This window comes from Micromonospora solifontis (genome assembly GCF_003725545.1).
GTDB classification, from domain to species: Bacteria; Actinomycetota; Actinomycetes; order Mycobacteriales; family Micromonosporaceae; genus Micromonospora; species Micromonospora solifontis.
In genome coordinates this window covers 54,788-76,497 of sequence record NZ_RJLN01000004.1, presented here as the reverse complement: position 1 = coordinate 76,497, position 21,710 = coordinate 54,788, and the positions used below count along the sequence as shown (strand labels likewise).

At 72.5% G+C, this 21,710-nt stretch carries 25 protein-coding genes; 10 read left to right on the top strand and 15 right to left on the bottom strand.

Annotated features, from left to right (window positions below; translation table 11 throughout):
* Positions 1–128 precede the first annotated feature (128 nt).
* Positions 129–560 carry a hypothetical protein gene (locus tag EFE23_RS02580; protein ID WP_123239249.1) on the bottom strand — a complete coding sequence of 144 codons (432 nt, stop codon included), beginning with the start codon at positions 558–560 and terminating at the stop codon, positions 129–131.
* Complete coding sequence (locus EFE23_RS02575; RefSeq protein ID WP_123239248.1) at positions 557–898, bottom strand: hypothetical protein; 342 nt, start codon at positions 896–898, stop codon at positions 557–559. Before EFE23_RS02575 ends, EFE23_RS02580 begins: the two co-directional genes overlap by 4 nt.
* Before the next feature lie 264 nt (positions 899–1,162).
* Between EFE23_RS02575 and EFE23_RS02570 the strand changes: the two genes are divergently transcribed.
* The 3 genes from EFE23_RS02570 to otsB all read left to right on the top strand — a co-directional run bounded on the left by EFE23_RS02570 (position 1,163) and on the right by otsB (position 3,031).
* The gene (locus EFE23_RS02570; RefSeq protein ID WP_123239247.1) at positions 1,163–1,603 is read left to right on the top strand and encodes a helix-turn-helix domain-containing protein; all 441 of its coding nucleotides are present in this window, start codon (positions 1,163–1,165) and stop codon (positions 1,601–1,603) included.
* 179 nt (positions 1,604–1,782) lie between these two features.
* Entirely contained in the window at positions 1,783–2,136 is a 354-nt protein-coding gene (locus EFE23_RS02565; protein ID WP_123239246.1) for a hypothetical protein, read from the top strand.
* 70 nt (positions 2,137–2,206) lie between these two features.
* Positions 2,207–3,031 carry a trehalose-phosphatase gene (gene otsB / locus EFE23_RS02560; protein WP_123239245.1) on the top strand — a complete coding sequence of 275 codons (825 nt, stop codon included), beginning with the start codon at positions 2,207–2,209 and terminating at the stop codon, positions 3,029–3,031.
* Between the two features lie 117 nt (positions 3,032–3,148).
* Here otsB and EFE23_RS02555 read toward each other — a convergent pair whose 3' ends face one another.
* The 4 genes from EFE23_RS02555 to EFE23_RS02540 form a co-directional block, all read right to left on the bottom strand.
* Positions 3,149–3,919: an isoprenyl transferase gene (locus tag EFE23_RS02555; RefSeq protein WP_123239307.1), complete on the bottom strand. Its 771-nt coding sequence runs from the start codon at positions 3,917–3,919 to the stop codon at positions 3,149–3,151.
* 64 nt (positions 3,920–3,983) lie between these two features.
* Complete coding sequence (locus EFE23_RS02550) at positions 3,984–5,138, bottom strand: geranylgeranyl reductase family protein (protein ID WP_123239244.1); 1,155 nt, start codon at positions 5,136–5,138, stop codon at positions 3,984–3,986.
* A gap of 124 nt (positions 5,139–5,262) precedes the next feature.
* A complete protein-coding gene (locus EFE23_RS02545; RefSeq protein WP_123239243.1) occupies positions 5,263–6,138 on the bottom strand; it encodes a hypothetical protein in 876 nt (291 codons plus the stop codon).
* Positions 6,139–6,177: 39 nt separating this feature from the next.
* Entirely contained in the window at positions 6,178–8,019 is a 1,842-nt protein-coding gene (locus EFE23_RS02540; protein WP_123239242.1) for a phosphoenolpyruvate carboxykinase (GTP), read from the bottom strand.
* A 426-nt stretch (positions 8,020–8,445) separates the two neighbouring features.
* On the opposite strand from EFE23_RS02540, the gene EFE23_RS02530 reads away from it, so the two are divergent.
* Entirely contained in the window at positions 8,446–9,036 is a 591-nt protein-coding gene (locus EFE23_RS02530; protein ID WP_199736894.1) for a GtrA family protein, read from the top strand.
* 63 nt (positions 9,037–9,099) lie between these two features.
* A complete protein-coding gene (locus EFE23_RS02525) occupies positions 9,100–9,819 on the top strand; it encodes a GtrA family protein (protein ID WP_123239240.1) in 720 nt (239 codons plus the stop codon).
* Positions 9,820–9,955: 136 nt separating this feature from the next.
* Here EFE23_RS02525 and EFE23_RS02520 read toward each other — a convergent pair whose 3' ends face one another.
* A complete protein-coding gene (locus EFE23_RS02520) occupies positions 9,956–10,528 on the bottom strand; it encodes a PH domain-containing protein (RefSeq protein WP_123239239.1) in 573 nt (190 codons plus the stop codon).
* A 78-nt stretch (positions 10,529–10,606) separates the two neighbouring features.
* The gene (locus EFE23_RS02515; RefSeq protein ID WP_123239238.1) at positions 10,607–11,482 is read right to left on the bottom strand and encodes a biotin--[acetyl-CoA-carboxylase] ligase; all 876 of its coding nucleotides are present in this window, start codon (positions 11,480–11,482) and stop codon (positions 10,607–10,609) included.
* 97 nt (positions 11,483–11,579) lie between these two features.
* Between EFE23_RS02515 and EFE23_RS02510 the strand changes: the two genes are divergently transcribed.
* Positions 11,580–13,163 carry an acyl-CoA carboxylase subunit beta gene (locus tag EFE23_RS02510; RefSeq protein WP_123239237.1) on the top strand — a complete coding sequence of 528 codons (1,584 nt, stop codon included), beginning with the start codon at positions 11,580–11,582 and terminating at the stop codon, positions 13,161–13,163.
* 48 nt (positions 13,164–13,211) lie between these two features.
* On the opposite strand, the gene EFE23_RS02505 is transcribed toward EFE23_RS02510, so the two are convergent.
* The 5 genes from EFE23_RS02505 to EFE23_RS02485 all read right to left on the bottom strand — a co-directional run bounded on the left by EFE23_RS02505 (position 13,212) and on the right by EFE23_RS02485 (position 17,110).
* Positions 13,212–14,084 carry a hypothetical protein gene (locus EFE23_RS02505; protein ID WP_123239236.1) on the bottom strand — a complete coding sequence of 291 codons (873 nt, stop codon included), beginning with the start codon at positions 14,082–14,084 and terminating at the stop codon, positions 13,212–13,214.
* Positions 14,077–14,574 (bottom strand): SigE family RNA polymerase sigma factor, encoded by a 498-nt coding sequence (locus tag EFE23_RS02500; RefSeq protein ID WP_123239235.1) that lies wholly within the window; start codon positions 14,572–14,574, stop codon positions 14,077–14,079. The genes EFE23_RS02505 and EFE23_RS02500 overlap by 8 nt, the downstream gene beginning before the upstream one ends.
* A 63-nt stretch (positions 14,575–14,637) precedes the next feature.
* Positions 14,638–15,621, bottom strand: coding sequence for a ketopantoate reductase family protein (locus tag EFE23_RS02495; protein WP_123239234.1), 984 nt, complete (start codon positions 15,619–15,621; stop codon positions 14,638–14,640).
* A gap of 25 nt (positions 15,622–15,646) precedes the next feature.
* A complete protein-coding gene (locus EFE23_RS02490; RefSeq protein WP_123239233.1) occupies positions 15,647–16,252 on the bottom strand; it encodes a class I SAM-dependent methyltransferase in 606 nt (201 codons plus the stop codon).
* A gap of 114 nt (positions 16,253–16,366) precedes the next feature.
* Complete coding sequence (locus tag EFE23_RS02485) at positions 16,367–17,110, bottom strand: M50 family metallopeptidase (RefSeq protein WP_123239232.1); 744 nt, start codon at positions 17,108–17,110, stop codon at positions 16,367–16,369.
* Between the two features lie 116 nt (positions 17,111–17,226).
* Here EFE23_RS02485 and EFE23_RS02480 point away from each other — a divergent pair, with 116 nt between their 5' ends.
* Positions 17,227–17,601: a Uma2 family endonuclease gene (locus tag EFE23_RS02480; RefSeq protein WP_239531436.1), complete on the top strand. Its 375-nt coding sequence runs from the start codon at positions 17,227–17,229 to the stop codon at positions 17,599–17,601.
* A gap of 124 nt (positions 17,602–17,725) precedes the next feature.
* The gene (locus EFE23_RS02475; protein ID WP_123239231.1) at positions 17,726–18,475 is read left to right on the top strand and encodes a GH25 family lysozyme; all 750 of its coding nucleotides are present in this window, start codon (positions 17,726–17,728) and stop codon (positions 18,473–18,475) included.
* 65 nt (positions 18,476–18,540) lie between these two features.
* Here the strand turns inward: EFE23_RS02475 and EFE23_RS02470 are convergent, their stop codons facing one another.
* The gene (locus tag EFE23_RS02470; protein ID WP_123239230.1) at positions 18,541–18,771 is read right to left on the bottom strand and encodes a hypothetical protein; all 231 of its coding nucleotides are present in this window, start codon (positions 18,769–18,771) and stop codon (positions 18,541–18,543) included.
* Positions 18,772–18,858: 87 nt separating this feature from the next.
* Positions 18,859–20,814: a serine/threonine-protein kinase gene (locus tag EFE23_RS02465; protein WP_123239229.1), complete on the bottom strand. Its 1,956-nt coding sequence runs from the start codon at positions 20,812–20,814 to the stop codon at positions 18,859–18,861.
* Between the two features lie 91 nt (positions 20,815–20,905).
* On the opposite strand from EFE23_RS02465, the gene EFE23_RS02460 reads away from it, so the two are divergent.
* Both EFE23_RS02460 and EFE23_RS02455 read left to right on the top strand, forming a co-directional pair.
* The gene (locus EFE23_RS02460) at positions 20,906–21,118 is read left to right on the top strand and encodes an acyl-CoA carboxylase subunit epsilon (RefSeq protein ID WP_123239228.1); all 213 of its coding nucleotides are present in this window, start codon (positions 20,906–20,908) and stop codon (positions 21,116–21,118) included.
* Between the two features lie 90 nt (positions 21,119–21,208).
* Entirely contained in the window at positions 21,209–21,661 is a 453-nt protein-coding gene (locus tag EFE23_RS02455; RefSeq protein WP_123239227.1) for a hypothetical protein, read from the top strand.
* Positions 21,662–21,710 lie beyond the last annotated feature (49 nt).

Here is a 21,710-nt window from a genome sequence, read left to right as displayed (position 1 = left end):
GGCGCGGCGGAGCCGGCCGGGATGCATGCCCCCTGCGCGCATCCCGGCCGGCGGGAGCCACCGTCACCGGTTTGACGTGACTCCGACGGCGCGGGTCCGCCGCGGACGCCGCACCGTGCTCTGGGGTGTCAGCCCTGTCGCCGGACCAGCATCCCGGTCTGCCGCCCGCCGGCCGACGCCGCCGAGGCGCCGGTGTACGTCGTGCCGGTCCGGCCGACCAGCCCGCCGAGCTGCGCGGTCGCGGTGGCCCGCGGGGAGCCGCCGCCGGAGACCGGCCGGGCGGCGACCGCGGCCGGGACGGCGGTGCCGGCGAAGGGCGTCGTGGCGCGGGTCGCCGGTGCGGTCACCGGCGCCGCGGCGGGACGGGACAGCGCCGAGGCGATCGCGGCCTGCGCGTCCCGGCGCCGCCGGTTCCAGGCGCCCCGGTCGCCGTCGAAGTACCCCTGGCGGTAGCCGAACCGGTAGCCGATCCGGTAGCTGAGCTGGCCGTGCAGCCGGCCCGCGGCGTAGCAGGTCGAACTGAGCACGAGCACGAGGACGACGGCGAGGAACGGGCTCATCGCTCCTCCGGCTCGGTCAGGGGGTCGACCACCAGCAGCCGCTCCAGGTCGGCGGTGCTGACCTCCTCGACCAGTTCGACGCTGATCCGGCAGCCGTCCAGCAGCACCTCGGCGACCGAGGCCCGCCGGATCTCGCCGCCGGCGTCGTAGACCCGGACGCTGATCTCGGGGCAGCCGAGGTGGGTACGCCAGGCGTTCCACTCGATCCGGTCGCCGACGCTCAGGGACAGGTACCGGCAGCCTCGGGCGAGGTAGAGACGCCACGGGGCGCTGAGGCCGGCGGCCACCCCGTCCGCGATCAGGCCGAAGGCCTGGGCCCGGGTCGCGAGCTCGGTCACCGGTCCCCCTCGGCACCCGCGGAGTGACGCATGTGAGCACTAATCGTCTCATGCACGTGACACACCGTAAGTTGTCTCATGAGCGTGACAGTATCAGCTTTTCGTCTGTTTACCGCCGTACTGGCGTCCATCTATTCTGCCCGGGTGGCACCCCTCAGAAGCAGCGCTGATTCGTTTACCGGAAACGCGAGGCTGCCGTCACGTCAGCGTGACAGCAGCGTGCCGGGCCACCCGGAAAGCGGACCCGGGTCGTACCGTCACGGGGTGACCGAGACGGCCAACGCACGGAAGATCGCCTTCGCCACCTTCGTCCGCCGCGCCCTGGACGACGCCCGGGCCATGCGGGCCTGGAGCGGCACCGAGGTCTCCCGACGCACCGGAGTCTCCCGGCAGACCATCAACCGGTGGGTACGCGGCGACTGGGCCAGCGACCCCGAGGTGGAACGGGTGGTCGCCTTCTGTGAAGGGCTGGGCGTCAACCCGGCCGCGGCGTTCGCCGCGCTCGGCTGGGACCGGGCCACCGCGCCGCGCAGCGCCCCGCCCCCACCGCCCATGGACCCGGACGTCGAGGCGCTGCTGCGCCGGCTGGTGGATCCGAACGTGTCCGACGCGGAGAAGTTCCACATCCGGGAGACCATTCGCTACCTCGCCTACCGCCCGACTATGCCGACCGATGTGGGAAAACGAGGCAGACAGGCCGGATAGCCGACCCGTCGGCGAGTTCCGCAAATGGCGAAAGAACGGCAGGACAGATCCGATCGATCCCCTCCGGGGCCGCACCGGACACGCTAGCGTCCCTGTTTGTACTGCTCGGGGCTCGTCGTCGGCGGGGGGACGGGACACGGCCGAACTCAGCCCTGCGGGACAGAAGGAGGGGTCTGTCCATGACCCTGAAATGGTTGGCAGTCGTGGTCGCGGTGGTGTCGGTGACATCGTGCGTGACCGGCAACGTGGTGGTCGGCGTACTGGACGGCGGGCAGCTTCCCCTGGTCGTCAATCTCTTCGCCCTCACCACGGCCGGTACCGCGGTGGTTCTCGCCGTGGTCGCCGAGCTGCACGACCGGCTCAACGACCGGGTCAGCGCGCTCACCGAGTTCCTGGTGGCGCGGCTCAACGAGATCGAGGCGCACACCGGCGACCGGAACACCGGATTCGTGGAGGGCTACCTGCTCAGCCACGGTCAGGACGCGGCCGTGGTGCCGTTCGGGCGCCGGGGGCGGGGAGCCGCCGAACGCTGAACCCGAGCCCCCGCAGGACGTCACATCTCGGCCACGAATACGCCGCCGTGCCCGGGGTACGCTGTCGCGCGTGCCGCCGTTGAATCTGGGCAACCAGCCGCCGAAGACCCCGTTGGACGCCGAGCACGCGTGGCGCGCCACCGCCGCCCGCGCCGCCGACGTGGTGTTCTTCTTCGACTTCGACGGCACACTGGCGCCGGTCGACGACGATCCCACCGCGGTCCAGCCCGCGCCGAAGGTGCTCGCCGCGCTGGAGGCGCTCGCCCCCCGCGTACGCCGGATCGCCATCGTCTCCGCCCGCCCGGTGGAATTCCTCCGCGACCATCTCGGCGGCCTCGCCGGCATCGACCTGTACGGGCTCTACGGCCTGGAGCACAGCCATTCCGGCGGCGAGACCGTCACCGAGCCGGCGGCCCTGCCCTGGGTGCCCACGATGGCCGAGCTGGCCGAGCAGGCGCGGGCCGAGCTGCCGCCCGGAGCCCTGGTCGAGTTCAAGCGGCTCTCCGTCGCGCTGCACTGGCGCACCGCCCCGCAGCTCGGTGAGCTGGTGCAGGAGTGGGGCCGGCAGCGGGCCGAGCGGCTCGGGCTGCGCTGCCAGGCCGGGCGGATGGTGCTGGAGCTGAAGCCGCCGGTCGACCGGGACAAGGGCATGGTCATCGGCGAGGCGGTCCGGGACGCCTGCGGCGCCTGGTACTTCGGTGACGACGTCTCCGACATCAAGGCCTTCGCGGCGCTGCGCGCCCGGGCCGCCGCCGACCCGGACTTCGTCGGCGTCTGCGTGGCCGTCGCCAACCCGGAGACCGGTCACGAGGTGGCCGACGCCGCCGACCTCACCCTCGACTCCCCCGCCGCCCTCGCCGACTTCCTCACCCAAGCCCTCCCCCACCTCCCCTGACCCCCCTCCGCCAGCGATCTGGCAGTTGCTGTGGGGGGCAAAAGCGGACAAGCATGGGCGAAAGGCCAGCCGGAAGTGCAAGATCGTCGGCCGGGGCGGCGGGCGAGGGCGCGGGGGTTAGACGCCGTAGCGGCGCTGGCGGGTGGCGTACGAGCGGAGGGCGCGGAGGAAGTCGACCCGGCGGAAGTCGGGCCAGTTGAGTTCGCAGAAGTAGAACTCGGAGTGGGCGCTCTGCCAGAGCATGAAGCCGGAGAGGCGCTGCTCACCGCTGGTCCGGATGATCAGATCCGGGTCCGGCAGGCCCTTGGTGTAGAGGTGCTCCGAGATGTGGTCGACGTCGATCGAGTTGGCCAGCTCCTCGATGGTGCCGCCACTCGCCGCGTGCTCCAGCAGGAGCGAGCGGACCGCGTCGGCGATCTCGCGCCGACCGCCGTACCCGACCGCGATGTTGACCTGGGCCCCGCCGCTGCGGTCCCGGGTGCGCTCCTCGGCGGCCTTGAGGGCGGCGGCATGGGGCGCGGGCAGCACGTCGAGCGCGCCGACCATCCGCAGCCGCCAGGGGTTGCCCTCCTCGGCCAGCTCGGTGGTGAGGTCCTCGATGATCTGGAGCAGCGGGTCCAGCTCGGCGGCCGGCCGGGAGAGGTTGTCGGTGGAGAGCAGCCAGAGCGTGACGTGGCCGACGCCCGCCGCGTCGCACCAGCGCAGCAGCTCCTTGATCCGCTCGGCGCCCATCCGGTGGCCGTCGTTGGGATCGACGAAGCCCATCTCCCGGGCCCATCTGCGGTTGCCGTCACACATCACGCCGACGTGTCCGGGCACCGGCTTGCCCGCGAGCTTCGCCGTGAGCCGGCGCTCGTACACGGAGTAGAGGAGTTTCCGCAGAGTCATCACCTTGCAGGGTAGCGACCCGCGCGAGAGATCAGTGCCGCGGTGGTGCATCCCGGTGACGGCGTCAGGTCGCGGCGCGGCGTGCGACGCCCCGAGCCGCGGCCGGGACACCGATTCCGATCATGGCCAGCGTGCGCGCGTCCAGCCGCCCGTCACCCAGTCCCAGCTCCACCACGGACCGGTAGACCCGGTCGTCCCGGCGGGCCGCCCGGACCGCCCCGTCCACCACCCACCGCCGCCGGGCCAGCCAGGCCGCGGCCGAGCTGTGCCGCAGGTGCGTGCCGAGCCGGCCGCGCAGGCTGTCCGCGTACCGGCGGGCGGCCCGCGCCGGGTCGGCGGCGGCCGCCGCGCCGGCCAGCGCCCCGGAGCGCAGCGCGTAGAAGATGCCCTCCCCGGTGAACGGGTTGATCAACGAGAGCGCGTCGCCGGCCAGCACCACCCGGCCCCGGCCGGGCGGCGGCCGGTGGGTGGAGAGCGGCAGGTGGTGGGCGCGCAGGTCGGTCACCGTGGCCGGGTCGGTGCCGGGGAGCAGGGCGGCCAGCCGGTCCAGCAGGTGGGCGCGGGTCAGCGGCTCGCCGCGCAGCACCTCCCCGTACCCGACGTTCGCCCGCCCGTCGCCGATCGGGAAGGACCAGGCGTACGCGGGCCAGCGCGCCGACGAGGTGACGATGAGCTGCTCGGGTGGGCCGGGGAGGGCCGGAGCGTAGCCCCGGATGGCGAGCGCGAGGTGCCGGTCCGGGTTGGCCGGGTGGCCGAGCGCCCGGCGCAGCACCGAGCCCGCGCCGTCCGCCCCGACCACCGCCTTCGCGGCCAGTTCCCCGTCGAGCACGACCCGGTCGGCGCGCACCTCCACCCGGCGTACGGTGTGCCGGCGCAACTCCGCGCCGGCGGCGACCGCCGCCGCGACGAGGCGGGCGTCGAACACCTGCCGGGGCACCGTGTACGCGGGCCGCGGCAGCGCCCGGGCCACGGTGCCTCCGCCCGGGCCGACCAGGCGCAACGCGGGCAGCGGCGGGTACCCGTCGACCGCTCCGGTCACCCCCAGCTCGGCCAGGACGTCCAGCGCGTGGGCCGCGATCCCGTCCCCGCAGGCCTTGTCCCGGGGAAAGTCGTACCGGTCGAGCAGCAGCACCCGCGCCCCGCCGCGCCGCGCCGCCAGCGCGGCGGCCGCCCCCGCCGGCCCCGCCCCCACCACCACCACGTCATACCGCTCGCCCACCCTCCCACCCTCCCACCCTCCCACCCTCCCGCCCCACCCCCTCCTCCCCACCCCGCCGCGCCCCACCCGCACCGGTCGATCATGAAGTTAGCGGCGAAGTGGATCTCCCTCACTGCCGCTAACTTCATGATCGACGCGCACGGGTGGGGGTGGGGGTGGGGGTGGGGGTGGCGCGGTGGAGGGAGTAGAGGGTTAGGAGGGCGGCGGTTAGGAGGGGGGCGCCGTCGCGGATGAGGCCGTCGAGGCCGAGCAGCCACCAGCAGAGGGGGAGGTCGACGGCGAGGGTGCCCAGGGTGATGAGGACCAGCAGCTTCCGGGCCCAGGCGCGGTTGCGCACCACGAACTCGGTGCAGAACAGGACCAACCAGCTGACCGCGACGCCGGCGGCGGACCAGAACAGCACCGCCGGCACCGCGCTGAGCCGGCCGTCGAGGATGGACCCGCCGGCGACCAGCGCCGGGACCAGCATCAGCGGGCTGTAGGTGAACGCGGCGACCCGGGCGGTGAGCAGCCAACCGGTGACCGGTGCCCGTTTCGGCGTCACCTCCCGCCAGGAGAGCACGCCGTTCTCGACGACCAGGCCCTTGCGGTGCCGGACCAGGTGGCCGCCGACCGCGTCCGACCGGTACAGCAGCACCACCACGGCCAGGCAGAGCGCGGTGAGCACGCCGAACCCGAGCAGGCCGGGCAGCGGCGGCACCCCCGCCCGGGGTACGACCAGCCGGCCCACCGCGAAGACCGTGGTGATCGCGAGGATCAGCCCGAACGGCTTCGCCGCCACCCGGCTCCGGTTGACGTGCCCGATCAGCACCAGGAAACCGAGCGAGCGGAGCATCGCCCAACCGGTGCGGACCGCCAGGCCGAACTCCTGCTCCGGGGCGTACCAGTAGTTGAGCAGCTCGGCCACGACGGTGGCCGCCGCGGTGACGGCGAGCAGGGTGGTCAGCACCCGGACGGCGGACGGCCGCCGGACCTCGACAGGTTCGGCGGCCGTCCTCATGGGATCAGCTGTTGCCCGGTGCGGGCAACCGTCACACCTCTACTTCTGCGGCTCCGCGTCGAGCCGGGCGCGCAGCGCGTCCAGCTCGGCCCAGAGGACGCCGGGGAGCTTGTCCCCGAACTTCTCGAACCACTCGGTGACCAGCGGCAGCTCCTTGCGCCACTCCTCCGGGTCGACCTTCAGGGCGATCCGCACGTCCTCCGGGGTCATGTCCAGGCCCTCGACGTCGAGCGCGTCCTGGGCGGGGACCATGCCGATCGGGGTCTCGACGGCCTCGGCGCGGCCCTCGAGCCGCTCGATGATCCACTTGAGCACCCGGGAGTTCTCCCCGTACCCGGGCCAGAGGAAGTTGCCCTCGGGGTCCTTGCGGAACCAGTTGACGTAGTAGATCCGGGGCAGCTTGGACTCGTCGCCGTCGGCGCCCTTGCCCATCTCGATCCAGTGCCGGAAGTAGTCACCGGCGTTGTAGCCGATGAACGGCAGCATGGCCATCGGGTCGCGGCGCACCACGCCGACCGCGCCGGACGCGGCGGCGGTGGTCTCCGAGGAGAGCGTGGCACCCATGTAGACGCCGTGCACCCAGTCGCGGGCCTCGGTGACCAGCGGGATGGTGTCCCGCCGCCGGCCGCCGAACAGGATCGCGTCGATCGGCACCCCGTTCGGGTCGTAGTAGTCGTCGGCCAGGATCGGGCACTGGGTGATCGGGGTGCAGAACCGGCTGTTCGCGTGGGAGGAGAGGTTCTCGCTCTCCGGCGTCCAGTCGTTGCCCTTCCAGTCGATCAGGTGGGACGGCGGCTCACCCATGCCCTCCCACCAGATGTCACCGTCGTCGGTGAGGGCCACGTTGGTGAAGATGGAGTTGCCCCGGTCCAGGGTCCGCATCGCGTTGGCGTTGGTCTTCCAGTCGGTGCCCGGCGCGACGCCGAAGAGGCCGTACTCGGGGTTGACCGCGTAGAGCCGGCCGTCCGGGCCGAACCGCATCCAGGCGATGTCGTCACCGATGGTCTCGACCTTCCAGCCCGGGATGGTCGGCTCCAGCATGGCGAGGTTGGTCTTGCCGCACGCCGACGGGAAGGCGCCGGCGACGTGGTAGACCTTGCCCTCCGGCGAGGTGATCTTGAGGATCAGCATGTGCTCGGCGAGCCAGCCCTCGTCGCGGCCCATCACGCTGGCGATCCGCAGCGAGTAGCACTTCTTACCCAGCAGCGAGTTGCCGCCGTAGCCGGAGCCGTACGACCAGATCTCCCGGGTCTCCGGGAAGTGCGAGATGTACTTCGTCTCGTTGCACGGCCAGGCCACGTCCTGCTGGCCGGGCGCGAGCGGGGCGCCGATCGAGTGCAGCGCGTGCACGAAGTCGGCGTCGTCGCCCATCGCCTCCAGGACCTTCGAGCCCATCCGGGTCATGATCCGCATCGAGGCGACCACGTACGGGCTGTCGGTGATCTCGACGCCGAACATCGGGCTCTCGGCCTCGACGGGGCCCATGCAGAAGGGGATGACGTACATGGTGCGCCCGCGCATGGAGCCGCGGTACAAGTCCGTCATCGTCCGCTTCATCTCGGCCGGCGCCATCCAGTTGTTGGTGGGGCCGGCGTCCGCCTCGTCCACCGAGCAGATGAAGGTGCGCTCCTCGACCCGGGCGACATCCGTCGGATCGGTCCGCGCGTAGAACGAGTTGGGCTTCTTCTCGGGGTTCAGCCGGATCAGGGTGCCGCTCTCGACGAGCTCGTCGGTGAGGCGGCGCCACTCGTCATCGGACCCGTCCACCCAGACCACCCGGTCGGGGGTGGTCAGTTCCGCGACCTCACGTACCCAGGCGAGCAGTTTGGGGTGGGACGTCGGGGCCTGATCGATACCCCGAACAGTAGCCGGAGCAACCATGTCACATCTCCTTGTGGTCGACGCTGACCGATGTATGGGATGCACGAGTTCTGGCGAGCGAGTGCGTCGCCTTCGTGGAAACCTGGGATTGGGCTCAGCGTAAACCGGGCTGCCTCGCCAGTCAGTGGGACTGGTTGTGAAGAACTGCACAAGGTACGGCCACGCTGCGGCATCGCGATCTGATACCCGCTTTCGCGCGCAGTTTCACGCAAATCTTGCGGAGAACCTTCGACGAGTCCCGACAGCGCCGACCGTCCGCGGGTGCACCATGAGCGGAAGCGCACGCCGGTGTCACGAACGACGATTCCGTGATGCGCTCCACAAATCCGCGACAGCGGGTTACGCTCCGCTCACGGAGATCGGAAACCGCGGTCGACCGGCGAAGGGCGCCGGCGGCCGCCGGACGGGCGCGGTCCCACTCCTTGCTTGTTACCGCTCCCAGGTGTCCGGAACCGGTACTCTCGGCGAGTGGCCGCGACGATGACCCGGGACCAGACGGAGTCTCCGCACACCCGCCGGGGCCCGCTCGGCGCGCTCGTCGACCGCTTCGGGCACCTGGTCCACGAACTGAGCAAGTTCGCCACGGTGGGCGGTTTCGCGTTCCTCGTCGACCTGGCGCTCTTCAACTATTTGGCCAGCGTCCGGCACCTGCCCCCGGTGTTGGCCAAGACCATCTCCACGGTCATCGCGGCGACCGTGGCCTTCCTCGGCAACCGGTTCTGGACCTGGCGGCACCGCCAGCGCTCCCACCCGGCCCGGGAGTACGCGCTCTTCTTCTTCTTCAACGGAGTGGGCCTGGGCATCGCGATCGCCTGCCTCGCGATCAGCCGGTACGGGCTGGGCGCCGTGTGGCCCGCGGTGTTCCAGACCCCGCTGGCCGACAACATCGCCAGCTTCATCGTCGGCACCGGCCTCGGGACGCTGTTCCGATTCTGGTCGTACCGGCGGTTCGTTTTCGTTGAGGCGGGAACTCCGCCCGTTCCGGGAACGAGCCACGACCGAGAGTCCGGGGCGTGACCTACCGCCCACCCCGTCCCGCCGGGCCGAGTCGGCCCTGCCCGCTGACCTAAGGTGTTCCGCATGCCTCTTGTCCGTCTACTGCCCGAGCGCTGGCAGAAGTTCGTCCACGAGGCGCTCAAATTCGGCATCGTCGGCGGCATCAACACCGTCATCAATTACGCGGTGTTCAATGCGCTGGCACTCACGGTTTTCCGCGACGGCCAGCTCAAGGCGACGGTGATCGCGACCATCGTGGCGACGATCACGTCGTATCTGATGAATCGTCACTGGACGTACCGAGATCGGCCGAGTGCGGCACTTAAGCGCGAATACACCCTGTTTTTCCTGTTCAACGCCACGGGCCTGCTCATCGAACTCGGCGTCCTGGCGGCGGCCAAGTACGGGATGGGCATACACAGCCTGCTGATGCTGAACATCGCCAAGACCGGGGGCGTCCTGCTGGCCACCCTGTTCCGGTTCTGGTCGTACCGGACCTTCGTCTTCCAGCCGGTCCCGCAGCACGCCGATGAGACCTGGCACGCCATCCCCAGGGACGAGTGGGACAACGTGGCGGAGATGGACCCGGTGGCGGAGCTGGCCGAGTCGGTCAGCGAGCTGGAGGAGACCGAGCCCCGGCCCGGCGAGCGGACGGCACCGGCGGTCCGGAAGTCCGACCGGCGACCCGACTACACCCCGCCCCAGGGCCGCCCCGCCGCCGCCGACGCCGGCCTGGGCAGCACCCTGGACGCCGAGCTGGCCGCCGAACTCCAACCCACCCCCCGCCGCTTCCCCCGCCGCTGACCCCTCCCCACCCGCACCCTCCCCACCCCGCGCCGCCTCGGCCGGTTGATCAAGGGGTTTGCGTCTGATTTCCGGGCTGTCCCGACGCAAACCCCTTGATCAACACGGGCGGGGGCGGGGGCAGGGGGCAGGGGGGTTAGGCGGAGGGGTCGCGGAGGGATTTGCCCTCGGCCATGTCGGCCAGGATGTCGCGCATCTCGCCGTCGCCCAGGCTGTGCTTGTCGTGGTGGGCCTCGACCAGCTCGTAGAGCTTCGTCTGCACCCGGTCCACGTGCGGCACATCGGTGAGCACCGACTGGCCCCGCTCACCCGCCGACTCGATGGTCAGGGTGCCGCAGCCGAGCAGCCGCTCGACGAACTTCTGGTGCATGGAGTGGTCGTTGATCCGGGTCAGCGGCAGATCCCGCCGATTCCGGGAGAAGACGCCCTCCTGGAGCAGCACCCGCTCATTGGTGAAGAGGTAGTGGGTGGTGCGCCAGATCAGGAACGGCCACAGACCGAGCCAGAGCACCAGCGCCAGGCCGAGCGCGGCGATCACGTACAGGGCGATGGTGCCGCCGTCGCCCTCGGGCAGCAGGACCCAGCCCGCGACCACCGCCGCGACGGCGAGCACCAGCACCAGGATGGGCCGGATCAGGGCCTTCCAGTGCGGATGCAGATGCAGCACGACGTGCTCGTCCTCGGTGAGCACGTCTTCGGGGAACGCCACGGGAACCTCCTCGCAGAACAGGACGCGCTGACCGTAACCGGTCGGCGCACGCTGCGGGATCGGCCGCGCGGAGGGTGCTCACCGCAGGTGCAGCACGTCGCCGGCGGCGAGGCGCAGCTCCCCCTCCGCCCCGTCGACCAGGAGCTGGCCGTCCGCGTCCACCCCGGTGGCGGTGCCGCGCACCTCCCGGCCGTCGGGTAGCAGCACCCGGACCTGCCGGCCCACCGTCGCGCAGGCCGCCACGTACGCGTCCCGCAGCCCGCTGGCCACCGCGTCGCCGCCGGCCGAGCGCCAGCGGTCGTACCAGTCGGCGAGGGCGCGCAGCAGGGCGCGCAGCAGCGGGTCGCGGTCGGTGGCGGCGGCCCCGGCGAGCTGGAGCGAGGTGGCCGGCAGCCCGGTCGGGTTCGCCGGCAGCTCGTCGGCGCGGAGGGTGACGTTGAGGCCGATCCCGACCACGATCGCGGGCGGCTGGGCCGGGCCGTCGCCGGGCACCGCCTCGGCGAGGATGCCGGCGCACTTGGCGCCGTCGATCAGCAGGTCGTTGGGCCACTTGAGGCGGGCGTCCAGCTCGGCCAGCCGGGTCACCGCCTCGACCAGGGCCACCCCGGCGAGCAGCGGCAGCCAGCCGTACCCCTGGGGTGGCACGGGCGGCCAGCCGCGCTCCGCGACGGCCTCGCCCGGCCGGAGCAGGACGCTGGTCGCGATGCCGGCCCGCGGCGGCGACTGCCAGACCCGGCCGCGCCGGCCCCGCCCGGCGGTCTGCCGCTCGGCGACCACCACCAGGCCCTCCGGCTCGCCGGCCCGCGTCGCCTCGACCACGTCCGCGTTGGTCGAGGCGGTCTCCGCGCGCAACTCCAGCCGGCGCCACGGCCCGTGCGGGGCGACCAGCGCGCGCCGCAGCCGGGCCGCCGACAGCGGCGGTCGGTCGAGATCGGTGTACGGCGAGCCGGGCATCCCGTCAGCCTACGGCGCGGCGCCGGGCCGGTCGCCGGGAAGCCGGTGAGGCGCACTGCACAGCGGCGCCGGCCTGAACCATCGTTATATTCCGTGGGTGACTACCGAGACCGGGATCAACATCCACACGACCGCCGGCAGGCTGGCGGACCTGGAGCGACGGCTCGACGAGGCGGTGCACGCCGGGTCGGCGCGGGCGGTCGAGAAGCAGCACGCGCGGGGCAAGAAGACCGCCCGGGAGCGGATCGAGATGCTCCTCGACGAGGGTTCCTTCGTCGAGATGGACGAGTTCGCCCGGCACCGCTCCACCAACTTCGGGCTGGAGAAGACCCGCCCGTACGGCGACGGCGTGGTGACCGGCTACGGCACGGTGGACGGCCGGCAGGTCTGCGTCTTCGCGCAGGACTTCACCGTCTTCGGCGGCTCCCTCGGCGAGGTCTTCGGCGAGAAGATCGTCAAGGTGATGGACCTGGCCATGAAGATCGGCTGCCCGGTCATCGGGATCAACGACTCCGGCGGCGCGCGGATCCAGGAGGGTGTCGCCTCGCTCGGCCTCTACGGCGAGATCTTCTTCCGCAACGTGCGGGCCAGCGGCGTCATCCCGCAGATCTCCCTGATCATGGGACCGTGCGCGGGCGGCGCGGTCTACTCGCCGGCCGTCACCGACTTCACCGTGATGGTCGACCAGACCTCGCACATGTTCATCACCGGTCCCGACGTGATCAAGACGGTCACCGGCGAGGACGTGGGCATGGAGGAGCTGGGCGGTGCCCGCACCCACAACGCCCGCAGCGGCAACGCGCACTACCTCGGCACGGACGAGGAGGACGCGATCGAGTATGTGAAGGCGCTGCTGTCGTACCTGCCGTCGAACAACCTGGACGAGCCGGTCGTCTACGACGCCCCGGCCGACCTCTCCGTGACGGACGAGGACCGGGAGCTGGACACGCTGATCCCCGACTCGGCCAACCAGCCGTACGACATGCACCGGGTGATCGAGCACGTCCTCGACGACGGCGAGTTCCTCGAGGTGCAGCCGCTCTACGCGCAGAACATGGTGGTCGGCTTCGGCCGGGTCGAGGGGCGCCCGGTGGGCGTGGTCGCCAACCAGCCGATGCAGTTCGCCGGCACCCTGGACATCGCCGCCTCGGAGAAGGCCGCCCGGTTCGTGCGGACCTGCGACGCGTTCAACGTCCCGGTGCTGACCTTCGTGGACGTGCCCGGCTTCCTTCCCGGCACCGGGCAGGAGTGGGACGGCATCATCCGCCGGGGCGCCAAGCTCATCTACGCGTACGCCGAGGCCACCGTCCCGAAGGTCACCGTGATCACCCGCAAGGCCTACGGCGGCGCGTACGACGTGATGGGCTCCAAGCACCTCGGCGCCGACCTGAACTTCGCCTGGCCGACCGCGCAGATCGCGGTGATGGGCGCGCAGGGTGCGGTGAACATCCTCTACCGTTCCGAGCTGGCCAGCGCCGAGGACCCGGCGGCCGTCCGGGCCGAGAAGATCGCCGAGTACGAGGACACGCTGGCCAACCCGTACATCGCCGCCGAGCGCGGGTACGTCGACGGGGTGATCCCGCCGCACGAGACGCGTACCCAGATCGTCCGGGCGCTGCGGGTGCTGCGCACCAAGCGCGAGACGCTGCCGCCGAAGAAGCACGGCAACATCCCGCTCTGACGCCGCTGTCCTGCGGCGGGCCCACCCGGGTCCGTCGCAGGACCCGGGTCAGCAGGGCGGATTGGCGGCGACGCACATCCGCCGGGCGGCCACCGTCGCCAGCCGACGGAAATCGGGCTCGCTCGCCCAGTCGCCCAGCTCGAAGACGGTGACCAGATCCCCGACCCGCACCACCGCGACGGTCTGCGGTTCGGGCGCCCCGGCGAGCACCTCCCCGGCGGCGTCTTCGCGCCGGGTTTCACCCGTGGTATGCCGGATCAGCATCGCCTCGTCGCCGGCGAACCCCCGGGCCACCACCTCCCAGCGATGGCGCGTGAACCTCGTGACCAGCTCCCCGGGGGTCGAACCGTACCCGAGCGGACCCGTCTGGGCGTCCTCCCAGTCCAGGCAGGAACGGACCCGACGGTCGATGCCGGCGGAGAGCGTCGCCACCAGCTCCGGACCGATGCGGTAGACGTCCTGGCTGAGCTGCATGTCCCGGTTCTCCCGCGGCCCCCGCCAGAACGACTCGGACCGGGAGTAGCGGGACATCTCCCAGGTGGGCGACACCTTCCGCTCCTTGAGGCACCGCGTCCACTCCGGATCGATGACGATCGGCTCGCCCAGACCGGTCTCGGTGAACGGGGTAGCCACCTGTTCCGGCAGGTCCTCGGGTTGCAGCAGCGCGTCGCGCGGAATCTCCGCCCGGCTCGTCGGGGACGCGGCCGGCCCGGCCACGGTGGGCCGGCCCGGCCACCCGGGCAGCCCGGCGGCGGCCGCCGCGGAGGCGGACAGCAGCACGAGTACGACGACCGCGGCTCCCACCGCCTGGTGCCGGCCGCGACGCCGCGCGCGGGCGCGCAGCTCGGCGGCGTCGAGCCAACGGACGGTTTGCAGGTCCCGCTGCACCAGTTCGACGAACGTCAGGTCCTCGTCACGCATCGGCAGCCTCCTCCAGATCCACCGCGAGCAGCCCGGCGAGCGCCGCCCGCCCCCGGGAGAGCCGTGCCTTGACCGTGCCGACCGGTGCCGCCGTCTGCCGGGCGACCTCCGCGACCGGCATGCCGAGCAGGTAGTAGAGGGCGATCGCGGTGCGCTGCTCCTCGGGCAGCCGGCGCAGCGCGGCCACCACCTCCACCGTGTCGATGCCCGGCCCCGGCACGCTCTCCTGTGCCCCGTGCCGCAGGTACGCCCGGGCCCGGCTGCGCAGGCTGCGCCAGCGGCTCACCGCGATCCGGCTCGCCACCACCCGGACCCAGGCCTCCGGGTCGTCGTACCCGGACACCGTCGACCAGCGCTGCCAGGCCCGGATGTACGCCTCCTGCACGGCGTCCTGGGCCTCGGCCAGATTGCCGGTGAGCACGTACACGAAGCCGAGCAGCCGTTGCCGGCTGCCCCGGTAGAACTCGTCGAACCCGTCGACGTCCGACACGCTCCTACCTCCCCCGTGACGGTCGCAGGGGACACGCCTGGCGCGTGGGGCGCGGTTGCCGGGTCAGCCGACCATTTTCTCCAGTTCGCCGACGGGGAAGCCGCCGGCCGGGATCCGTTCCCGGACCGCCCGCCGGACGGCGGCCTGGACGGCGGCGTTCACCGGCGTGGGTACGCCGTGCAGCCGGCCGAGCAGCACGATCTCGCCGTTGAGGTGGTCGGCCTCGGCGGACCCGGTGCCCCGGGCCAGGCTCTGCCAGGTGGAGCCGCCGGCCCGCTCCTCGCCGTCGACCGGCCGGTGCCGCACCCGGTCGCCCCGCTCGGCGGCCTCCTCCTCCGGCGTCGTGTGCGCGATGCCGGCGGCGGCGAGGGCCGCCTCCCCCTCGGCGCGCACCCGGGCGGCCAGCGGCTCGGGGATGTCCCGGCCGAGCAGCGCCTGGAGGCCGTTGCCGAGGTTGCCGAGCAGCTTGCCGTACTTCCAGCGCATCACGTCCTCGCGGACCGGCACGACGAACCCGGCGGCGGTCAGGTCGGCGGCGACCGCCCGGCTGGTGTCGTCCGATCCGGACGGGTAGCGGCCGAGGTGGAGCATCCCCGGGTGGGGGTGCCCGTTGGCGACGACCACGCCCGGTTCCAGGTGGGTGGCCGGCAGCCAGACGCAGACCGGGTGCACCCGGGCGAAGAGTCGCAGCGCGGCGCGCTCGTTGGCGACGCCGTTCTGGGCGAGCACGATCGGCAACCGCTCACCCGCCGTGCCGCCGCCCTCGACCGGGGCGTCCACCCAGGTGCCCAGCGCCGCCCCGGTGTCCTGCGACTTCACTGTCAGCACCAGCACCGTGTCGGCGGGCAGGGGCTGCTCGCCGGGCCCGGCCACCGCAGGCAGCCGGGTGGTCACCGTGCCGTCCGGCGTCCGCAGGGTCAGGCTCCGCTCCTGGAGCGCGGCCAGCTGCGCGCCGCGGGCCACCAGCGTCACGTCCCGGCCGGCCTCCCCCATCCGTACGCCGATGGTGCCGCCGACCGCGCCCGCTCCGATGATCAGGTACCGCATCCGTCCGATTCTGCCGCGCCCCAGGTCAGGCCACCTCGGCGAGGTGGCAGAGCCATTCCTTGCCCGTCGGGGTGGCGTCCCGTTCCCGGCGGAGCACGCGGAAGCCCGCCGCGATCAGCAACGCCTCCGCCTCCGCCGGCCGGTACCGGGCGAAGAACCGGGCCGCCTCCTCACCGGGCCATTGCTCCCAGCCCTCGCGATCGCCCGCTTGCAGGCTGAGCAGCAACGGACCGCCCGGGCGCAGCACCCGGCGAACCTCCGCCAGCGCCACCGGAGCGGCTGCCTTCGGCAGGTGCAGCAGCGATGCCGAACACCACACCCCGCCGAAGACGCCGGCCCGGAACGGCAGCCGCAGCAGGTCGCCCTGCACCAGCGGCACCGCGACCCGGACGCGGGCGGCCCGCAGCATGGCCGCCGACAGATCCAGTCCGACACCCGCCGCCCCGCGGGCGGCCCAGTAGGCGAGGTCGCGCCCCGGACCGCAGCCAAGGTCGAGCAGCGGTCCGTCCGCGCGGCGCTGGAACTCGTCGGCCATCGCCAGGTAGGGCGCGGGCACCTCGGGGTTACGCGCGGCGAACTCCTCCGCGATCCGGTCGTACGCGGCCCGGTTCCGGGCGATCACCTCGTCCATGCCGGCGCAGCCTAGCCGGGCCGCGTCTCCCCGGCGGCCCGCAACCCGTCCGACGGCGCGCTGCCCTGCCCGAACGGCGCGGAGCGCGCCCGGCCGCAGCCTGTCCGGCGGCCCTCAGCCGGTGAGGCCCCAGTCGGTGAGGATCGGGCCGGCGAGCAGCAGCGCGCCGGCCGCGAGCGCGGCCAGGCTGACCAGCAGGAAGACGCCCACCCAGAACAGCGGCGGGAAGGGGGTGAGCCGGGCGAGCTGGTCGGCGTCGGACTCGGGCATCCGACCCCGGCTGCGCAGCTGCTGCAACTCCCACACCGGCCGTACGCCGCCGAACAGCAGGAACCACACCGAGGTCCAGGCGAAGGCGGCCTGCACCTGCGGTGACGCGTACCAGGAGACGGCGAGCACCACGCCGCCGGTGACCAGCAGCGACAGCACGCCGAAGACGTTGCGGATCCGCACCAGCATGGCCAGCAGGAGCGCCACGGCGAGCCAGAGCAGCAGGGTGATCCGGTTGCCGGTGAGCAGCCACGCCCCGGCGAGGCCGATCAGCGACGGAGCGACGTACCCGGCGAGCAGGGTGAGAATCATGCCCGGGCCGGTGGGCCGCCCGACCGACAGGGTGAGTCCCGAGGTGTCCGAGTGCAGCCGGATGCCGCGCAGCTTGCGGCCGGTGAGCAGCGCCGCCAGCGCGTGGCCGCCCTCGTGGGCGATGGTCACCGCGTTGCGGGAGATCCGCCAGGGCAGCCGGGTGGCGACCACCGCGACCGCGACGACGGCGGTGAGCAGGACCAGCAGGGGCGGCGGGTCCGGCTGCGCGCTCATCAGCTTGTCCCAGATGGTCGTCAGGCCGTCGATCAGGGGCATGGGCGGGGAGCCTACCGCGCCGAACTGTGTCGCCCGTAGGGCGCGGCCTCGTATCGTGTGAGACCGATCGGGCGGCGGACGTTGCGGGAGGTGGACGCCGGTGAGCGCGGCCCCCCTTGAGCCCTTCGAGCCCACAGGCCAGCACGTCGGTCCGTGGACCGAGGCCGACTACTTCGATCGTGATTCCGGACCTCGTGGTGGCGGAGACCGACGACGACGGGACCGTCATCGAGGCGGGCGAGGTGCGCCTGGTCGGCGAGATTGTGTCGCCCGGCAACGCCGCTGCCGGCCGCCTGGTCAAGATGCAGCTCTACGCGATCGCCCGGATCCCCTGGTGCCTGCTCGTGGAGCAGGACGGGGACAGCCGCTCGCTCCGGCTGCACCGGCTGGACGGCGGGCACTACGTCGAGGACCGGGTCGCGAAGGCCGGGGAGACGCTGAGCCTCACGGAGCCGTTCCGCTGGGCTCTGGACCCGGCCACGCCTCGCTGAACGGCCATCGCGCCCCGCGGAGATGACGACGATCGTCGATGAAAATTTCTTTAACCCCTCTTGTGATCTTGGGCAGTTAACTCCAAGGATAGTCGTCAATCAATTGACGTCCATGGAGGCATCAATGGTCCGCAGACTGTCCGTACGCCGGCTGTTCGCCACCGGTCTCACCGTCGTCGCCACCGCGGCGGCCGCCCTCGTCGCCACCGCCGGCCCCGCGGCGGCCGCCACCACCCCCGGCATCGACGTGTCCCGCTACCAGGGGACCATCAACTGGACCAGCGTGCGCAACGCCGGCATCCAGTTCGCCTTCATCAAGGCCACCGAGGGCACCAGCTACAAGGACGCGAACTTCAACAGCAACTACACCAACGCGTACTACGCCGGTGTCATCCGAGGGGCGTACCACTTCGCCCGGCCCAACATCTCCGGCGGCGCGGCCCAGGCCGACTACCTCGCCAGCAACGGGGGCGCCTGGTCCGCCGACAGCCGTACCCTGCCCGCCGCCCTGGACATCGAGGCGAACCCGTACAGCGGCGGCTACTGCTACGGCCTGAGCACCTCCGGCATGCGGACCTGGATCCAGGACTTCCTCAACCGCTACAAGTCCCGCACCGGGCGGTACGCGGTCATCTACACCACCACCAGCTGGTGGAACCAGTGCACCGGCAGCTGGACCGGCCCGTGGGCCAACCACCCGCTGTGGCTCGCCCGCTGGTCGAGCACGCCGGGCGCGCTGCCGGCCGGCGCCTCGGTCTGGAGCTTCTGGCAGTACACCAGCAGCGGCAGCGTCTCCGGGATCAGCGGCAACGTGGACCGCAACTACTGGAACGGGGACCGCACCCGGCTGATCGCCCTGGCCAACAACACCTGACCGCGTCGCGTCGGCGGCAGCGGGACCTCGGTCCGGCTGCCGCCGTCGTCGTCTGTGCCGCCCGTTCAGGCCCTGCGTCGCGTGGCGACCGGTACGGGGACGGCACCCCGACCGGCCAGGGTGGTCCGCCGGGCCAGCCGCCACGTCGCCACCCCCGCGACGACGAGGGCCACGACACCGAGCACCGCGACCGGCGCGGAGAGGCCGGCGCTCACCAGCAGCAGGACGACATCGCCGAGCGCGACCAGCATCCACAGTGCCAGCCGGGGCCCGGTGTCCTTGTGTCGGTGACTCATGTCGTACCTCCTTCCGTCGTCGCGGGTTCAGTACCCCCGACGACGGAAGGCCATGCGAATCAGTTTCGAGAGGGTGGAATTCCCGCCTCAGTTCGCCCGGTCGGGCTTGAAGCCCTTGGTGATGATCTCCCAGTTGGTCAGGTTGGCGTCCCAGTCGCTCACCGGAACCTCCCAGCGCAGCGCGAAGCCCCGGTTGCTGGCGGTGGCCACACCCCGGTTTCGGACGTGGATCCGGGCGCCGTCCCGGCTCTCCAGCCAGTCCCAGTCCGCGCAGGTGCGGTACCAGTCGCACGCCTTGATGCCGATGTACTGGTACTGGTGGACGATGTTCTTGCGGTAGGGCTCCTGCCGGTGCCAGTCCGCGACCGCGTCCTTCTCCGGCCTGTTGGTCCACTGGATGAACAGCTCGCGCTTGCCGCCCGTCGTGTCGTAGACCACGACCGAAGTGCTGGAGCTGACCTTGGCCTTCATGCCGGGCGGCACGGGCACCTTGAAGCCGTTCGACCCGGTGTACATGGTCCAGCCCGCCGGCAGCACGAACCCGGTCGGCGAGGGCGTCGCCGACGGCGTCGGGCTGGGCGCGGCGCTGCTCGGCGCGGCCGTGCTGGGCGCGGCGCTGGTCGGGGCCGGGGCGGCCGAGGTCGCCGCCGTCGGCTGCCCCTCGTCACCGCCCCCGTCGTCGCCGCTGTTCAGCAGCCACACCGCCACCACCAGGGCGATCAGCAGCAGCGCAGCCACCGCGCCGATCAGCAGGTTGCGGCGGTTGCGCTCCGGCTTCGTACCCGGAATCACCGCGGCCCGGCCGGCCGACGGGGCCGGACTCACCGGCGCGGCCGGGACCGACGTCGGGCGCGGTGGTTCCACCGGCGGCTCCTGGACGGCCGGCGGGCCGTCCACCCGCGTCTCGTCGAGCGCGGCGGCGTCGTCCACCCGGGTCTCGTCGGCGACCGGCGGCGACGCGTCGAGCTTGGTGGTCGGATCGGCCGGCGGCGCGCCGACCTTGGCGGTCGGCGCGGTGTCGGCGGGAACCGTGGCGGTGGCGTCCGCGGCAGCCGCGGCGCCGGCGGCAGCCGCCGTGCCCGGGGCGAACGCGCGCGGACCGGACGACCGACCGGCGCGGCCGTCGGCCGGGCGGGGCGCCGGCACCAGCGGTGGGCGCGGCTCGCGCGGACCGTTCGGCCCCGGCCGGCGTACGCCGTCCAGCAGCGAGATCGACTTGGCCCGCCGGCCGGCGGCCTTGCGCAGCATCCGCTCCGCGACCTCGGCGGTGATCCGCTCCTCGGGGTCCTTGCGCAGCAACCCCTGGAGCACCGGCTTCAGCGGCCCGGCGTTCTTCGGCGGCGGCAACGGCTCGGTGGCCAGCGCGGCCAGGGTGGCGATCGCCGACGGCCGGGCGTACGGCGACTTGCCCTCCAAGGCGGCGTAGAGGGTGGCACCCAGTGACCAGAGGTCGGCCTCCGGACCCGCCGTGCCGTCCCGCGCCCGCTCCGGCGCGATGTACGCGGGCGAGCCGAGCACCATGCCGGTCCGGGTGACGTTCGGGTCGCCCGGGATGGTGGCCAGGCCGAAGTCGGTGAGCACCACCCGGCCGTCGTTGCCCAGCAGCACATTGCCCGGCTTCACGTCGCGGTGCATGATGCCGGCCTTGTGCGCGGCCTTCAACGCGCCCAGCACCCCGAGGCCGATCTCGACGGCCTTCGCCGGCGACACCGGCCCGTCCTCGGCGATGGTGTCCTGCAAGGACTTGGACGGCACGTACTCCATCACGATCCACGGATCGCCGTCGGTACGCAGCACGTCGAAGATGCGGACCACGTTGACGTTGTTGAGGCGGGCGATGGCCCGCGCCTCCCGCAGCGAGCGCTCGCGCATCTCGCGGCGCTCCTCCGGCGTGAGGCTGGGCGGCGGGACCAGTTCCTTGATCGCCACGTCCCGGTGCAGTACCTCGTCACGCGCCTTCCACACCCGACCCATGCCGCCCTGGCCGAGCGGCGAAATGAGCCGGTACCGGTCGGCGACGAGTTGGGGAAGCGCGTTGGACATCGCTGAGACGGTACCCGGCAGCCCTGACGCGCACACCGCCGGCACGCCACTGTGCGGCGAAGGTCAAGTTCTCGACGCGTACCCTGAGGTCATGTCTGCCGAAGAGCCGCTGTTCCGGATCGTCCGCGGGGTGCCCACCGCCGAGGAGCTGGCCGCGCTGGTCGGCGCGATCGTCGTGCGGACCCGCCCGGCCGCCGCCCCCGCGCCGGCCCCCGTCTCGCAGTGGGCGCGCAGCGCCCGTCCGGCGGGCGCGGCGCCCGCCGCCGGTCCGGGCGCGTGGCGCGCCTCCGGCCTCCCCCGCTGACCCTTCCCCGGGTACGCCCCCCTGCCGGGATCTGCCTGGAGCCATTAACCTCACTCAGGGAAACGGCGTGGTGACGGGCAGGGAGGGTCGATGATCCCCGAGGAGAACCAGCCGGCGGGTTGGCTGCGTGGTTACGGCGGCATCGAGGCCGACATCCGACAGATGCGAGAGTTCGCCGACCGGCTCCAGGACGAGGTGACGCGCAACTATGCCCCGCACCTGTCGTACATCGCCGACGACCTGAAAGCGGAGATCCCCAACCCGGCCGACGCGTTCGTCGAGCTGGTGCAGTTCCTCCAGGCGCACCACGAAACCCAGACGGCGGCCGCCCAGGTGGTCTGGGGCATGGTCCCCGCCACCGGGCATCTCGCCGAAGCCGCCGGCCTGATCGCCAGCAAGTACCAGCACTCCGACGCCTTCACCGCGGCCCGCGTCGCCGACGTCGAACGGGCGCTCGCCCGACCGACCACGACCGTGCCACGCCCCACCCCGCCGCTGCACGACCCCACCGGGCCCGACAACGGGCCGGTGGTGCTGCCGTGATCGAAAGGGGCAGCGGCCGCACCCGCGGACTCACCGACTGGCAGCTGAT

What these genes read in the sequence shown, in the direction of transcription:
- EFE23_RS02580 (WP_123239249.1), bottom strand. Translation starts at nt 560, where the DNA reads ATGAGCCCGTTCCTCGCCGTCGTCCTCGTGCTCGTGCTCAGTTCGACC.
- EFE23_RS02565 (WP_123239246.1), top strand. Translation starts at nt 1,783, where the DNA reads ATGACCCTGAAATGGTTGGCAGTCGTGGTCGCGGTGGTGTCGGTGACA.
- EFE23_RS02555 (WP_123239307.1), bottom strand. Translation starts at nt 3,919, where the DNA reads ATGACTCTGCGGAAACTCCTCTACTCCGTGTACGAGCGCCGGCTCACG.
- EFE23_RS02545 (WP_123239243.1), bottom strand. Translation starts at nt 6,138, where the DNA reads ATGAGGACGGCCGCCGAACCTGTCGAGGTCCGGCGGCCGTCCGCCGTC.
- EFE23_RS02540 (WP_123239242.1), bottom strand. Translation starts at nt 8,019, where the DNA reads ATGGTTGCTCCGGCTACTGTTCGGGGTATCGATCAGGCCCCGACGTCC.
- EFE23_RS02525 (WP_123239240.1), top strand. Translation starts at nt 9,100, where the DNA reads ATGCCTCTTGTCCGTCTACTGCCCGAGCGCTGGCAGAAGTTCGTCCAC.
- EFE23_RS02515 (WP_123239238.1), bottom strand. Translation starts at nt 11,482, where the DNA reads ATGCCCGGCTCGCCGTACACCGATCTCGACCGACCGCCGCTGTCGGCG.
- EFE23_RS02505 (WP_123239236.1), bottom strand. Translation starts at nt 14,084, where the DNA reads ATGCGTGACGAGGACCTGACGTTCGTCGAACTGGTGCAGCGGGACCTG.
- EFE23_RS02495 (WP_123239234.1), bottom strand. Translation starts at nt 15,621, where the DNA reads ATGCGGTACCTGATCATCGGAGCGGGCGCGGTCGGCGGCACCATCGGC.
- EFE23_RS02490 (WP_123239233.1), bottom strand. Translation starts at nt 16,252, where the DNA reads ATGGACGAGGTGATCGCCCGGAACCGGGCCGCGTACGACCGGATCGCG.
- EFE23_RS02485 (WP_123239232.1), bottom strand. Translation starts at nt 17,110, where the DNA reads ATGCCCCTGATCGACGGCCTGACGACCATCTGGGACAAGCTGATGAGC.
- EFE23_RS02475 (WP_123239231.1), top strand. Translation starts at nt 17,726, where the DNA reads ATGGTCCGCAGACTGTCCGTACGCCGGCTGTTCGCCACCGGTCTCACC.
- EFE23_RS02470 (WP_123239230.1), bottom strand. Translation starts at nt 18,771, where the DNA reads ATGAGTCACCGACACAAGGACACCGGGCCCCGGCTGGCACTGTGGATG.
- EFE23_RS02465 (WP_123239229.1), bottom strand. Translation starts at nt 20,814, where the DNA reads ATGTCCAACGCGCTTCCCCAACTCGTCGCCGACCGGTACCGGCTCATT.
- EFE23_RS02460 (WP_123239228.1), top strand. Translation starts at nt 20,906, where the DNA reads ATGTCTGCCGAAGAGCCGCTGTTCCGGATCGTCCGCGGGGTGCCCACC.
- EFE23_RS02455 (WP_123239227.1), top strand. Translation starts at nt 21,209, where the DNA reads ATGATCCCCGAGGAGAACCAGCCGGCGGGTTGGCTGCGTGGTTACGGC.